This is a genomic window from Klebsiella sp. LTGPAF-6F (genome assembly GCF_001753185.1).
Taxonomy (GTDB): Bacteria; Pseudomonadota; Gammaproteobacteria; order Enterobacterales; family Enterobacteriaceae; genus Klebsiella; species Klebsiella michiganensis.
The window spans coordinates 3,570,891-3,585,170 of record NZ_CP017450.1 but is presented as its reverse complement, the minus strand read 5'-3'; the positions used below and the strand labels follow the sequence as shown (position 1 = coordinate 3,585,170).

11 protein-coding genes and 2 pseudogenes are annotated in these 14,280 nt (G+C 61.2%); 10 read left to right on the top strand and 3 right to left on the bottom strand.

The window, feature by feature from the left end; genetic code table 11:
• The first annotated feature begins 267 nt into the window (after positions 1–267).
• The 8 genes and pseudogenes from BJF97_RS16755 (at position 268) to BJF97_RS16720 (ending at position 7,370) form a co-directional block, all read left to right on the top strand.
• Positions 268–1,089, top strand: a complete 822-nt coding sequence (locus BJF97_RS16755; RefSeq protein WP_032694740.1) for an ABC transporter ATP-binding protein — start codon at positions 268–270, stop codon at positions 1,087–1,089.
• Positions 1,086–2,059, top strand: a pseudogene (locus tag BJF97_RS16750) (FecCD family ABC transporter permease). Before BJF97_RS16755 ends, BJF97_RS16750 begins: the two are co-directional and overlap by 4 nt.
• A complete protein-coding gene (locus BJF97_RS16745) occupies positions 2,056–3,108 on the top strand; it encodes a FecCD family ABC transporter permease (RefSeq protein ID WP_032694739.1) in 1,053 nt (350 codons plus the stop codon). Before BJF97_RS16750 ends, BJF97_RS16745 begins: the two are co-directional and overlap by 4 nt.
• Positions 3,099–4,072 (top strand): annotated as a pseudogene (locus tag BJF97_RS16740) (iron-siderophore ABC transporter substrate-binding protein); the annotation flags it as partial. The gene BJF97_RS16745 and the pseudogene BJF97_RS16740, both read left to right, overlap by 10 nt.
• A complete protein-coding gene (locus tag BJF97_RS16735; protein WP_014838722.1) occupies positions 4,069–4,968 on the top strand; it encodes a MurR/RpiR family transcriptional regulator in 900 nt (299 codons plus the stop codon). The pseudogene BJF97_RS16740 and the gene BJF97_RS16735, both read left to right, overlap by 4 nt.
• A 95-nt stretch (positions 4,969–5,063) precedes the next feature.
• Positions 5,064–5,831, top strand: a complete 768-nt coding sequence (locus BJF97_RS16730; protein ID WP_004851663.1) for a basic amino acid ABC transporter substrate-binding protein — start codon at positions 5,064–5,066, stop codon at positions 5,829–5,831.
• A gap of 65 nt (positions 5,832–5,896) precedes the next feature.
• On the top strand, positions 5,897–6,664 hold the full coding sequence (locus BJF97_RS16725) for an amino acid ABC transporter permease (protein ID WP_004102832.1): 768 nt from the start codon (positions 5,897–5,899) through the stop codon (positions 6,662–6,664).
• On the top strand, positions 6,648–7,370 hold the full coding sequence (locus BJF97_RS16720) for an amino acid ABC transporter ATP-binding protein (protein ID WP_032694745.1): 723 nt from the start codon (positions 6,648–6,650) through the stop codon (positions 7,368–7,370). The genes BJF97_RS16725 and BJF97_RS16720 overlap by 17 nt, the downstream gene beginning before the upstream one ends.
• Before the next feature lie 100 nt (positions 7,371–7,470).
• Here BJF97_RS16720 and BJF97_RS16715 read toward each other — a convergent pair whose 3' ends face one another.
• The gene (locus tag BJF97_RS16715) at positions 7,471–8,676 is read right to left on the bottom strand and encodes an MFS transporter (protein ID WP_004139588.1); all 1,206 of its coding nucleotides are present in this window, start codon (positions 8,674–8,676) and stop codon (positions 7,471–7,473) included.
• A 28-nt stretch (positions 8,677–8,704) separates the two neighbouring features.
• Between BJF97_RS16715 and BJF97_RS34745 the strand changes: the two genes are divergently transcribed.
• Together BJF97_RS34745 and BJF97_RS16710 are read left to right on the top strand one after the other, a co-directional pair.
• Complete coding sequence (locus tag BJF97_RS34745; RefSeq protein WP_014838718.1) at positions 8,705–8,878, top strand: hypothetical protein; 174 nt, start codon at positions 8,705–8,707, stop codon at positions 8,876–8,878.
• Positions 8,879–8,958: 80 nt separating this feature from the next.
• Positions 8,959–10,110, top strand: coding sequence for a M20 aminoacylase family protein (locus tag BJF97_RS16710; RefSeq protein WP_014229675.1), 1,152 nt, complete (start codon positions 8,959–8,961; stop codon positions 10,108–10,110).
• A 511-nt stretch (positions 10,111–10,621) separates the two neighbouring features.
• Here the strand turns inward: BJF97_RS16710 and fdhF are convergent.
• Complete coding sequence (gene fdhF / locus BJF97_RS16705) at positions 10,622–12,772, bottom strand: formate dehydrogenase subunit alpha (protein ID WP_004851653.1); 2,151 nt, start codon at positions 12,770–12,772, stop codon at positions 10,622–10,624.
• Positions 12,773–13,009: 237 nt separating this feature from the next.
• Positions 13,010–14,092 (bottom strand): malate/lactate/ureidoglycolate dehydrogenase, encoded by a 1,083-nt coding sequence (locus BJF97_RS16700; RefSeq protein WP_032694738.1) that lies wholly within the window; start codon positions 14,090–14,092, stop codon positions 13,010–13,012.
• Positions 14,093–14,280: the final 188 nt, after the last annotated feature.

The window sequence follows — 14,280 nt, the reverse complement described above, 5'->3', positions numbered from 1 at the left end:
GTAAGATAAAAAACTGACGAAACAAATAATCAATCAATTAGCGAGGAATGGGCTGGGTGAAAATTTCATATGTTATTGTTTTAATTGATGATTAAAGTCGTTTTATGTTGTGCAGGTTTTGGTAGTAAACCCGCGCGGCCGGCGCCGTCATAGGGTATTGACTACTACATTCATCCACCGCATGATCAAAAGAGAATGAGATTTATTTTTGTTTGAGTGCGGAACGAGCGGGCCTGGCGCCACGCCGTTGCGGCGCAGGAGCGAGTTATGCCACAGCGGGTGTTGCCTGCAGAGCAGGGGATCGTCCTTGATTCCCTGTCGGCCGGATATGGCCAGACGCTAATTGTCGACAGTATTCATCTGACCATCCCCCACGGGAAAATGACGGTACTGGCCGGCGCCAACGGCTCGGGGAAATCGACGCTGCTGTCGACTATCGCCCGGATGCTCAAGCCGCTGGGGGGCTGCGTACGTCTGGACGGCGAGGTGATTCACCAGATGCCGACCCGGGAGGTTTCCCGTCGGCTGGGCATTCTGCCGCAATCGCCGCTGACCCCGGAAGGGCTGACGGTTTTTGAACTGGTTTCGCGCGGGCGCTACCCCTGGCAGGGGCTGATGCGACAATGGTCCGAGGCCGATGAACGGGCGGTAGAAGAGGCGCTGCGGCTCACCGGTACCGCAGAGTTTGCCCACCTGGCGGTTGATAGCCTCTCCGGCGGCCAGCGCCAGCGCTGCTGGATCGCGATGGCTCTCGCCCAGCAAACGGCGACGATTCTGCTGGATGAGCCCACCACCTGGCTCGATCTGCGCTATCAGGTCGACATCCTTGAACTGCTGCAAACCTTAACCCGCGATCACGGCCGCACGGTGGTCACCGTCCTGCACGACCTGAACTTCGCGGTGAACTACGCCGACCTGCTAGTGTTTCTTAAAAAAGGCGCGATCGCCGGGGTAATTAATGAACAGGAAATCTGTACGCCGGAGCTGATCAAAACCGTCTTTGACGTGGACGTGCAGATGTCGCTCAACCCGCAGACCGGTAAGCCCTTTTTTATGCCGTTCCGCGCCCGTGAGGAGAAGGCGTTATGAGCGCCTCCGCGCTGCTGCCGCCGCGCCGACAATCCCGCCCCCGGCTGGCGCTGGTACTGCTGAGCCTGCTGCTGGGCGGCTCGCTGGTGCATCTCGGACTCGGCGCGCGCTGGATTGCGCCGCAAACGGTGCTGCAGGCGCTGCTCCATTACGATCCGCGCAATTTTGACCACCGAATTATTGTCGATTTACGCCTGGTACGTCTCGCGGCGGCGCTGCTCACCGGCGCGGCGCTCGGCGTGGCGGGGCTGCTGCTGCAAACCGTGATCCGCAACCCGCTGGGCGAGCCGCATATTCTCGGCCTTAACGCCGGCGCTTCGCTGGCGGTAGTGGCGACATCGGCGCTGGGAATCAGCCTCGGCGGCGTGGCGTTAGCCAGACCGCTCACCGCCGCCTGCGGCGCGGCGTCACGCCGCTGCGCATTACCCTGTGCGGGGTGGCGCTGTCGGCCTTTGCCTCGGCGGTCACCGCGGCGATTCTGATCCTCGATGAACAAACGCTGCTGGCGATGCGCACCTGGCTGGCGGGCGATCTTGCCGGGCTGAACTGGCAAACGCTGCGCGCTGCGCTGCTCCCGGCGCTGGCGGGAGTGACGATCGCGCTGGTCATCGCGCCGCGTCTTAACGTGCTGGCGCTGGGCGATAAGGTCGCGCTGGGGCTGGGGGTAAAGATTGTTCAGACCCGCCTGCTGGGGCTGACCGCCATTGCGCTATTGTGCGGTTCGGCGGTGGCGGTGGCCGGGCCGATCGGCTTTGTCGGGCTGGTGGTCCCCCACGCGGTGCGCCGGCTGATTAGCGAAGATATTCGCCTGGCGCTGCCGCTGGCCGCTCCGGTTGGCGCTCTGGTGCTGCTGCTGGCGGATATCGCCGCTCGTACCCTGGTTGCGCCCCAGGAGCTGGCAACCGGCGCGATGACCGCGCTGGTGGGGGCGCCGGTATTTATTTTTATCGCCGCGAGGTTTTTTAAATGAAAAGCGCCGTCCGTCGCGCCGGCTTTCGGCCGCTGACCTGCGGCCGCTGGCACATTCTGCTGCGCCCTGCGGCGGTAAAAATCGCCGCTGTCGCGCTGCTCGTCATCCTGCTGCTGGCGCTGTTTGGCCTGACCCGCGGCAGCTTCCCGATGCCCTCCGGTACCCTGTTCCGTGCGCTGCTGGGGGCGGACATCGTGGGTGAACAGCAGCGATTTATCCTCTTTGATATCCGCCTGCCGCGGCTGTTTATGGCGCTGCTGTGCGGGGCGATGCTCGGTCTGGCCGGCGCGGCGATGCAGAGCATTACCCGCAACGGTCTGGCGGATCCCGGGCTTATCGGGGTGAAGGAGGGGGCCAGTATTGTCGTTCTGGCGCTGGTGCTGTTCTTCCCGGCGGTGGGCCTGGTCTGGCGGCCGCTGGCGGGAATGCTCGGCGGCGTGCTGGTGGCGCTGCTGGTTCTGGCGCTGGCCCGCGACTGTTCGCGCCCGCGCTTTATTCTCATCGGCATCGGCGTGTCGTGGACGCTGGCGGCGGCGGTGGGCATTTTTATGACCACCGCCGACGTGCGCGATGTTCAAACGGCGATGATCTGGCTGGCGGGCAGCCTGCACGCGGCGACCTGGCCGCTGTTGGCCGTCGCCTTCTGCTGGGCACTGCCCGGGGCGCTGATCCTTTTTTTGACCGCCAGGGCCGCCGATGCGGCGCTGCTCGGCGACCGCACGGCCATCGGTCTCGGCGTACGCCTGCAGCAGCTAACCCTGCTGCGCTTTTTCGCGCCGGTGCTGCTGACCTCCGCCAGCGTTTCCTGCGTCGGAAGCCTCGGCTTCGTTGGCCTGATGGCGCCGCATATGGCGCGGTTTCTGCTGCGCGGCGGCCAGGTGGCGCTGCTCTGCGGCAGCGCGTTGGTTGGCGCGCTGCTGGTGTTAGCCACCGATACAATTGGCCGACTGGCTTTCGCGCCGCTGCAGATCCCTGCAGGGATCGTGATTGCGCTGGTCGGCTGTCCGTTTTTTATCGTTCTGCTCTGGCGTCGCCGTGACGCCCTGTAAATCAAAAAGGATCGCTATGCGTTGGTTCGTTTCTCTGCTGGTGCTGTTGGCGGGCGTCGCCTCGGCCGCCGATACGCAAACCTTCACCGATGATTTGGGTCGTACGGTGACCGTTCCGCTGCACCCGCAGCGCATTGTGTCGCTGCACGATCTGGATATCACCATCCCGCTGATCGAGCTTGGCGTCCCGCCGGTGGCCAGCCACGGGAGGACGCGTCCGGACGGCAGCCACTTTTTACGCGCCAGCGCACAGCTGACCGGCGTTGATTTCGATAACAGCGCGATTCGGTTTATCGGCACGGCGGATATCGATCTCGAAGCGGTGGCCGCCGCGAAACCGGACCTGATTATTACCGAGCCCAGCCGCCACGTTTCGGTGGAGCAGCTGGAGAAGATTGCGCCAACGGTCAGCATCGATCACCTGCAGGGCAGCGCGCCGCGCATCTACCGCAAGCTGGCGCAGCTCACCGGCACCCAGCCGCGGCTCTTAATCCTCGAACGCCGCTATCAGGCGCAGATAGCCCAGCTAAAGGCGATGGTGGATACGCAAAACATCGTAGTCTCGGTGATTCAGGCCAACAACGGCAAGGTTACCGTGCATCACGCCTATCATGCGCTGGGACGCGTGCTGCGCGATGCCGGATTCCGCTTCCCACCGCTGATTGACAACATCCCCGATGGCCAGCGTATTGACGTCAGCGCCGAGCAGCTGCCGGCGCTGGATGCCGATTTCGTATTTGCCACCTGGCGTTCCGATACCGGCGGCAGGCCGCAGGATGAGCTGCAGGCGATGGAGGGCGTGATGCCCGGCTGGTGCGACTTTATGCGCGCCTGCCGCACCGGGCGCTACATTCTGCTGCCGCGAGAGGAGGTTATCTCTAACTCCTACGCCGCGCTGTCGCTGATGGTCGCCCAGGTACAGTCGCACATTGCCGGTCGTCCTTTGCCCGAGGGGCTGAAATGAAAACGGTGGTCAAAAGAGAGAAGGGGCGGGTTGACCTGTTCGGCGAACGTTTTCGCGCCCGCGCGCATCAGCTGTCGCCGCGTCTGCTGGCGGTGGTGAGCTATATCAACGAAAACCGGGAAGCGGTGCTGGAGCGCACGGCCATGGAAATCGCCGCCGCGACCAATACTTCGGACGCCACGGTGGTGCGCGCCATCCAGGCGCTCGGCTTCGCCGGACTGCGGGAGCTGAAGCAGACCATGGAGCGCTGGTTCGGCCCGTCGGCGACCTCGTCGGAAAAAATGATCTCCACGGTGAGCGCCTTATCCAGCGACGTCAATTCGAGCATCGATTTCGTGCTGGAAGGGCATCAGCGGGCCTGCGAAGTGCTTGCGCGCCCCGACAACCGCGCCGCGGTGGCCCAGGCGGTGGCGCTGCTGACCGACGCGCGCCAGGTGGGGATTTTTGGGATCGGCGCCTCGGGCATTCTGGCGGAGTATACCGCCAGGCTGCTGAGCCGCATCGGCCTGCCTTCGTACGTAATGAACCGCACCGGGTTTAGCCTCGCCGAGCAGCTGATCGGCCTGCAGCGCGGCGACGTGCTGATTATGATGGGGCAGAAGTCGCCGCACCGGGAGGGGATGACGACCCTGCGCGAGGCCCGCCGTCTGGGGATCCCGACGATTTTACTTACCCAGGCGCTGGACTCCCGCTTTAGCCAGGAGGCGCAGGTGGTCATTGAGGTGCCGCGCGGCGGCGATAATGGGCGGGTGCCGCTGCACGGGACGGTGCTGGTTTGCCTGGAGATGATCGTGCTGTCGGTCGCCTCCACCGCGCCGCAAAAAACGGTGAAATCGATGAAGCGGATCAATGAATTGCATCGGGCCATCGGGAAATCCGGCGGTAAACGAAGCTAAACGGCAGATAATTTACCGTCGGGAAGGTTTCCGGTTGCATGCCATGCTGACAGTGTGTATTTTTATGCAAAATTAATGCATAAAACGGAGTTGTCATGGTTAAGAAGTGGATGAAAGCATGCTGCCTGGTGGCGGCGATGATCGGCACCGCCCACGCGGCTCAGCAAACTTACGTGGTGGGATCCGGCGGAACCTATCGCCCGTTTGAGTTCGAGAACAGCCAGAAACAGCTGGAAGGTTTTGATATCGATATCATCAAAGCGATCGCCAAAGCGGAAGGCTTTGATATCAAACTGGTCAATACGCCGTGGGAAGGGATCTTCGCCACCCTCAACACCGGCGACCGCGACATTATTATCTCCGGGATCACCATCACCGATAAGCGTAAGCAGATGGTGGATTTCTCCGCCCCTTATTTCCCGGCCGAGCAGTCCATCGTCGTGCCGGCGGATTCAAAGGTCTCCTCCCTTGAGGCGCTAAAAAACGAGAAAGTCGGCGTGGTGAACTCCAGCACCGGCGATATCGTGGTTTCCGACGTGCTGGGCAAGAACAGTACCGCGATCAAACGTTTTGATAATACTCCGCTGATGCTGCAGGAGCTGTTTGAAGACGGCGTGAGCGCGGCGGTCGGCGACGTCGGCGTGGTGAAATACTACATCAAGCAGCACCCGGAGAAGCAGTTCAAGCTGGTGCCGGATGCCAAATTTGAGCGCCAGTATTTCGGCATCGCGGTGGCGAAAGGCAACAGCGAGCTGCAGGCGAAGATCAACGCCGGTTTACAGAAAATCATCGCTGACGGCACCTACGCCAAAATCTATAAAACCTGGTTCGACGAGAACGTCCCGACGCTGCCAGCGCAATAATTCGCATTTTTATTTTCATCACGGCTATCGACTCTGGCGATAGCCGTATTTTTTAGGGAAGGGCTATGACGGGATTCCGTTGGGAGATCATTGAGGAGTACGGTCCGCTGTTTATGGACGGTGCCCTGATGACCATTAAATGTACCATTATCTGCGTGATCCTCGGCACCCTGTGGGGGCTGACCCTCGGGCTGGGGCGCATGGCGAAAGCCGAGCACGGGGTATGGAAATACGTTCTGCGTTATCTGGTGCAGTTTCCGGTTCGCTTTTACGTCAGCGCGTTTCGCGGCACGCCGCTGTTCGTGCAAATTATGGTGGTGCACTTTGCGCTGGTGCCGCTGTTTATCAACCCCCGCGACGGACTGCTGGTGACCAGCGGCATGATGAGCGCTGATTTCGCTCGCGAGCTGCGCTCAAACTACGGCGCGTTTCTCTCCTGTATCGTGGCGATTACGCTGAATGCCGGGGCCTACGTGTCGGAGATCTTCCGCGCAGGGATCCAGTCGATCGATAAGGGGCAGATGGAAGCTTCCCGCGCGCTGGGAATGCCGTGGTGGAAAACTATGCGCCAGGTGATCCTGCCGCAGGCGTTTCGCCGCATTCTGCCGCCGCTGGGCAACAACGCTATCGCCATCGTTAAAGATTCCTCGCTGGCGTCGGCTATTGGTCTGGCGGATCTGGCCTACGCCGCGCGCACCGTTTCCGGCGCCTACGCCACCTACTGGGAACCCTACCTGACCATCTCCCTGGTTTACTGGGTTATTACTTTCCTGCTGGCGCAGCTGGTTAACCGTCTGGAAAAGAGGTTTGGCAAAAGTGATTCACATTCGTAATTTACACAAGCGCTTCGGCGACAGCCACGTTCTGCGCGGCATCAGCTGCGACATTAAGCCGCAGGAAGTGGTGTGCATTATCGGCCCCTCCGGTTCCGGGAAAAGCACCTTTCTGCGCTGCATGAACGCGCTGGAAACCGTCAACGAAGGAGTGGTTGAGGTGAACGGCTTCGCTGCCCACGATCGCGCCACCGATCTGAATAAGATGCGGGAAAGCGTCGGCATGGTCTTTCAGCGCTTTAATCTGTTCCCGCACAAAACGGTGCTGGAAAACCTGATTATGGCCCCGATGAGCCTGCGCGGCACGGCGCGCGCGGAGGCGGTGCGTCTGGCGGAAGAGCTACTGGCGAAAGTCGGACTGAGCGATAAGCGCGACGCCTGGCCCTCCAGCCTCTCCGGCGGGCAGCAGCAGCGGGTGGCCATCGCGCGCGCGCTGGCGATGAAGCCGTCGATTATGCTGTTTGATGAGCCCACTTCGGCGCTCGATCCTGAGCTGGTGGGCGACGTGCTGGAGGTGATGAAAAACCTCGCCAGCGAAGGGATGACCATGGTAATCGTAACCCACGAGATGGGCTTTGCCCGCGAAGTGGCCGACCGGGTTATCTTTATCGACCAGGGCATTATTCAGGAAGAGGGGAAACCGGCGCAGATCTTTAGCGCGCCGACTAACCCGCGCACCGCCGCGTTTTTAAGTAAAGTGCTGTAATGGCTCCCGGCCCCGGCGCGCGACTGCGCTGCCGGGGAGAAGACCCTGCGCGGGCGATGAGGGCGCTTTCGTTCTGCCGAACCGTGTCTGCCCTTAAGCGTTACTGCGCCGCCTCGCTAATATCATCCATCTCTTCTTCGCGCTCGCGTTCGTCCGCCAGCAGGGCTTTTTCGCTTTTACCCAGGCACTGAATCAGCAGGAACAGCGCGCCGCTGACAAACAGCGTCATCAGCAGACCATCATACCCCGCAACGCTTATCAGCAATCCGCTGACCACCGGCCCGGCGACGCTCCCCGCGGACCAAAAGAATCCCAGCAGGGCGTTGATCATAATCAGCTTCTGCCCGGAGAAGGTCTTCCCGGCGCGGACCAGCGACAGGGTATAGAGCGCCCCCGCCGCGGCGCCGAGAAGCAGACAGCCGACAATCAGCTGGATATGCGACGCCAGCAGGAACGGTAAGGCCAGCAGGGCGAGGCAGAAGACCACCGCGCAGGTCAGATGCACGCGGCGAATACCGAAGCGGTCGGCAATCCAGCCCAGCGGCGCCTGGAATACGGCATCGCCGGTTAATACCACCGTGACCAGCAGTACCGCCGTCACTTCACTCAGCCCTTTATCCATACCGTAAAGCGGCAGCAGCGCCAGTATGCTGGCATCAAAAAAGGCGAAGCAGAATACGCCGGAAGCCAGTACCGGCAAAAAGGCGCCGAGGCTGCGCCAGCTGGCGCGTTCCGCCAGCCGTTCGCGGCTGCCGGAGGGCAAATGGCGGAGCATCAGTAGACAGGCGAGGGTCACCAGTCCGACGAGCAGCAGAGTCCATGATTGATACGCTTCTCCGGCGGAGATCAGCAGCGGCCCCGCCAGCTGACAGCCGGTAAAGGCGGAGGCATAAATGCCGGTCAGGGTTGCCCGGTTTTTACCCGCCGCGCCGCCGGTGATCCAGCTTTCGCCAATGACGATAATCACCCCTGACGCCAGGCCGGTCACCAGCCGCGGCAGCAGGAGATGAACCATATCAAACGACAGGCAGGAGGCGATGGTTGCCGCCGCCAGCGCCACCAGGCTGACGGAGAGCAGAAGCCCCATCTCGAAGCGCCGGCACAGCGCGGGCGAGAGGAAGGAGGAGATCATCATCCCCGCTGGCGGTAGCGCGGCCAGCAGGCCGACGTAAACGGTATCAATCTGCTGCTGCGCCAGCTCCAGACTGATTAAGGGTACCGTGTATCCGGTGATAAATCCCACTAATGAAGCCGCCATGATCATCGCCAGCGTGGGGGCAAGACGATTCTGCTCTGGGTTGAACATTTTATTTCCGGTTAAGGAGGTCTGTAGAGTGAATTATTCGGCAAAACGCCAGTATAGCTGCATAATAATTAATCGCACGCCTTATGTCACCGTTGATATGACTACAAAAAAACGCAGTGCAGGCGGGATGGCGCGCAAAGGCGCGTTGGCGCAGGGTTTGGCGGCAGTTGTCAGCGAGCGGGCGAAAGGATATAACCAATAGGCTAGCGGGTTACCTGTAGCCCCAACGTATTGCATAAAACACTCGTTCAGCGCTGAAGCTGTGCAGGAAAGGAGTAAGACATGGCTGTATCCCCTTCACTGATCGCCGAGGCCATTCGCTGGCGACGTGATTTTCATGCTTGCCCTGAGCTGGGGTATCAGGAACAGGAAACCTCCCGCCGGGTCGCTGAACTGCTCGCTTCATTTGGCCTTCAGGTGCATAGCGGTCTGGCGGGCACCGGCGTGGTCGCGACGCTGGAGAACGGCCCGGGTCCGGTAATTGGCCTGCGGGCCGATATGGATGCGCTACCGATCGCCGAGCAGAGCGACGTCGACTATAAATCGCGTAATCCGGGCGTGATGCACGCCTGCGGCCACGACGGCCATAGCGCGATGCTGCTGGCGGCAGCGGCGCATCTGGCGCAAACCCGCCGCTTTCGCGGTACCGTTCACTTTGTTTTCCAGCCCGCTGAGGAGAACCTGGGCGGCGCGCGTAAGATGGTGGAAGAGGGGCTGTTTTCGCGCTTCCCGATGGATGCCATTTACGCGCTGCACAACTGGCCGGGTATGCCGCTGGGCCAGGTGGCGATCGGCAGCGGAGCGATGATGGCCTCTCTCGATGCGTTTGAAATCACCCTGACCGGCAAGAGCTGTCATGCGGCGATGCCGGAGCGCGGGGCGGACCCGATTGTCGCCGCGGCGCAGCTGATTATGGCGCTGCAAACCATTCCGTCGCGCCGCCTGTCGCCGCAGGAATCCACGGTGGTAAGCATTACCCAGATTTCCGGCGGGGAGGCGATCAACGTGCTGCCGGATAAAGTGGTGCTGCGCGGAACCTTCCGCTGTCTGAATAACCAGGTGCGTGAGCGGGTCAGGGGGCTGATTGAAAGCTATGTCGCCGCCCAGCCGCAGGTATCAGACGTGGAAGGCAAAATCGCCTGGTATCCCGGTTATCCCGTCACCACCAACCACCCGGCTGAAGCGCAAAAGGTTCGCGAGGTGGCGACCGCGCTGCTGGGGGAATCGGCGGTGAGCTGGAACGGCAATCCCTCTATGGCCTCGGAAGATTTTGCCTGCATGCTGGAGGCCTGCCCGGGCGCCTATTTCTGGATTGGTACCGATGGCGAGACGGCGTCAAAGCCGCTACATAACGCCGGATATGATTTTAACGATGCGCTGATCCCGCACGGCGTGGCGCTGTGGACGGCGCTGGTGGAGAAACTGTTGGCGTAAGAGACCGATCCCGGAGGCGATGCTGCGCATCTGTCCGGGCTACCGGCCCGCAGACGGCACTGAACCTGTAGACCGGGCAAGGCGCGTTGCGCGCCGCCCCCGAGAACAGAGCGCAGAGTAGCTGAATTTCCCGGAGGCGATGCTGCGCATCTGTCCGGGCTACCGGCCCGCAGACGGCACTGAACCTGTAGCCCGGGCAAGGCGCGTTGCGCGCCGCCCCCGGGAACAGAGCGCAGAGTAGCTGAATTTCCCGGAGGCGATGCTGCGCATCTGTCCGGGCTACCGGCCCGCAGACGGCACTGAACCTGTAGCCCGGGCAAGGCGCGTTGCGCGCCGCCCCCGGGAACAGAGCGCAGAGTAGCTGAATTTCCCGGAGGCGATGCTGCGCATCTGTCCGGGCTACCGATCCGCAGATGGCGGTGAATCTGTAGCCCGGGCAAGGCGCGTTGAGCGCAGCCCCCGGGAGCAAAAGTGGATATGGAGGGAGACGCGCGCATCTCCCTGCGTTGTTTTACACGTTCACCGCCGCTTTCAGGCGCGCTTTCATCTCACTATAGCTTGTCCAGGCATACTGCTCGGCCCAGCGCTGATCCGCGATAGCCTCCACCTTCACCGCGCAGTATTTGGTTTCCGGCGTTTTCGAGATCGGGTCGAGATTATCCTGCGTTAGCTCATTACAGGCGCCGACCCACCATTGATAGGTCATATACACCGCGCCTTCGTTAATGCGATCGCTGATATCGGCGCGGGTAATCACCTTACCGCGCCGCGAGCTGACCCACACCAGCTGCTGGTCGGCGATACCGAGGCGCTGCGCGTCGGCGCGATTGATTTGCACCCGGCCCGGCTCATCGGCAAGCGATTGCAGGGCCGCGCAGTTGCCGGTCATCGAACGACACGAGTAGTGGCCGACTTCGCGCACGGTACAGAGCACCAGCGGATACGCTTCATCCGGCGTCTCGGCAGGCGCGCGCCACGGGGCGGCGAACAGCTGGCCTTTGCCGGTTGGCGTATCGAAGAGGTTATCTTTATACAGCCATGGCGTACCGGGGTGATCCAGCGTCGGGCACGGCCACTGGACGTGGTTCATATCGCCCATTTTCTCGTAGGTGACGCCATAGAACAGCGGACAAAGCTCGCGCATTTCGTCCCAGATCTGCTGGTTGTTATCGTAATGCATCGGGTAGCCCATTTCGCTGGCCAGCAGGCTGATGATTTCCCAGTCGCGCTTAACATTACCGGTGGCGATAATCGCCTGCTCGAAGCGCTGGAAGCCGCGGTCGGCGCAGGTAAAGACGCCGCCGTGTTCGCCCCAGGAGGTGGCGGGCAGCAGCACATCGGCGATTTCGGCGGTTTTGGTCATAAAGATATCCTGCACCACCACAAAATCGAGCGCCTCAATCCCCTTACGCACCAGGCCTAAATCGGCTTCGGTTTGCAGGGGATCTTCACCCATGATGTAGTAGGCTTTAATTTCGCCGGCCAGCGCTTTGTGCGGCACTTCGGTGATCCGGGTGCCGACCTGGTCGTCCATGACAGCCGGGTTAACGCCCCATGCTTTGGCAAACTTATCACGAACGCTGGCGTCGGTGACGTCCTGGTAGCCGGGGAACATATTCGGCAGGACGCCCATATCGCAGGCACCCTGGACGTTGTTTTGTCCGCGTACCGGCCCCACGCCGACGTTGGCGCGTCCGAGGTTACCGGTTAACAGCGCCAGGCTCGCCAGCCCTCTGACGACGTCCACCGCCTGGCCGAACTGGGTGACTCCCATGCCCCACATAATGGTGGCGGAAGGCGCGGCGGCAAACATGCGCATCGCCTGGCGAATTTCAGCGGCCGGCACGCCGACGATCCCTTCGACGGCTTCAGGGGAATAGTCTTTCACCGTTTCGCGATAGGCGTCCAGCCCCTCGGTAAAGCGGTCGACGTAGTCGTGGTTATACAGATCCTCTTCCAGCAGCACGTGGGCGAAGGCGTTGACCAGCGCCATATTGCTGCCGTTATTGAGCTGCAGATGGCGATCGGCGATGCGGGCGGTTTCGATACGGCGCGGGTCGCAGACGATGATTTTCGCCCCGTTTTCGCGAGCTTTAATCACCCGGCGGGCGACGATAGGGTGGGAGTCGGCGCAGTTATAGCCAAAGACCAGCAGGCATTTCGAGTTTTCGATATCGCTAATCGAGTTGCTCATCGCGCCGTTACCGAGCGCCAGCTGAAGCCCGGCTACCGACGGGCCGTGGCAGACGCGGGCGCAGCAGTCGACGTTGTTGGTGTGGAGCACGCCGCGGGCGAATTTCTGCATCACATAGTTGGTTTCATTCCCGGTACCGCGCGATGAACCGGTCGTCATAATGGCGCGCGGGCCGTGCTTCTCCTTTATTTCACGCAGTTTTTTCGCCGTATAGCGGATAGCTTCCTCCCAGCTGACCGGGGTGAACTTACCGCCTTTCTGATAGCGAATCATCGGCTGCTGCAGACGCGGCGTCAGTAGCTGGGTGTCGTTGAGGAAATCCCAGCCGTAATAGCCTTTCAGGCACAGCTGATTTTGGTTGGTGACGCCATCGGCGGCTTCGGCACGGAGAATTTTATTGTTTTCGACGACCAGCTTAAGTTTGCAACCGGCCCCGCAATAAGGGCAAACGCTCGTGATTTTTTTCATCAGTAACAGACCTGTTAACAGAGAATAAACAACAATGGACAGGCCGGGCCCGGCCCGCCTTTGTCAGGGCGTCATGAGCCAGCGCACCGGCAAATGACGGGAGCGTTATGCATACGCTGTGCCAAAACTTAACTTATTGAATTTGTATAGAATAATTGATCATGCAGGGCGAGGCGGCGGTGATGTCGACACTAATGACGATGACATGACGCCCGTTCGGGCGTCATCGGGGAAAAATCAGGCCAGCTTCTGGCGCAGCTGCGCGAGGGTGTCGGCGGGTAAACCGACTTCTTCGGCGGCGGCGCAAATCGCCTGCCAGCTGCCGGCGTCCAGCGGTATCCCCTGCGCCAGACGCTGCTGGCGGTTAGCCTCTTCCCACTCGCCCGGGGCCAGAATCGGCGCGTCCGGGTCGTGCGGCGAGCGTTTACACCAGTCGATAAACGCTTCGGTCTCGCGCTGCATATCCGGCGCATCGAACGCTTCCGGGCTGAGAATAATGGTGGTCATGCAGTTGAAGATAGCGTCCACGCTGCCCTGCAGCGTCTCCTGATGCGAGGTTTTACCGCCGGATACCGCGCCGCCGATAATTTCGCACAGCGTCGCCAGCGCGTAGCCTTTATGTTCGGCAAAGGTCAGCAGCGCCCCCAGCGGCGACGTCTGCATCACCGCCGGGTCGGTAGTGGGGACGCCGTGAGCGTCGATCAGCGACCCCGCCGGTACCGGGACGCCTTTATGCCAGGCGACGCGGGTTTTACCGAAGGCGATGGCGCTGGTGGCGTAATCCAGCAGCAGCGGCGGATGGCCGGCGCGCGGGAACACCACGCACAGCGGGTTAGTACCGAAGCGGCTGTCTTTCCCACGGAACGGGGCGACCATCACGTTGCCAACGACGTTAACGAAATGGATAGAGATCATTCCGTCGGCCGCGCACTGTTCCGCCCAGTAGCCGATGCGGCCAATATGGTGCGCATTGCGCAGCGCCACGGCGGCCATACCGTGCTCTCTGGCTTTCTTAATGCCGATCTGCATGGCTTCATGGGCCACCACCTGGCCGAAGCCGCCGTTGCCGTCCAGCGTGACCACCGCGCCCGCGTCCTTCATCACGCTGGCGTGGCGATTGAGCTGGAGATAACCCTGCGCGTGGGAGCGTACGTAGCTTGGGATCATGCCGACGCCGTGGGAATCGTGCCCGGCCAGGTTAGCGGCAATCAGATGGTCGGCGATAAGCGATGCTTCGGTGAGGGAGCTTCCCATCTGGGTGAAAAGGGTTTTAACAAATTGATGCAGATCCGTGGCCTGGAAGCGATGTCCTGTTTGCACTGATTCTCTCCTGTGATTGGGTTGCGAATTCTTGTTTTAGTGTGTTTGCATTTCCATGCTGCGCTGAGCCACGGAGAAGATCAAGGTTTTGAATCTGTGGCGGTAAAGAGAAGGGCTGAGGGGAAAAGTGCAGCGTTGAGACCGGGCAGTCTGGTTATGATGTGAGGGATCATTAACGCTGAATGTTC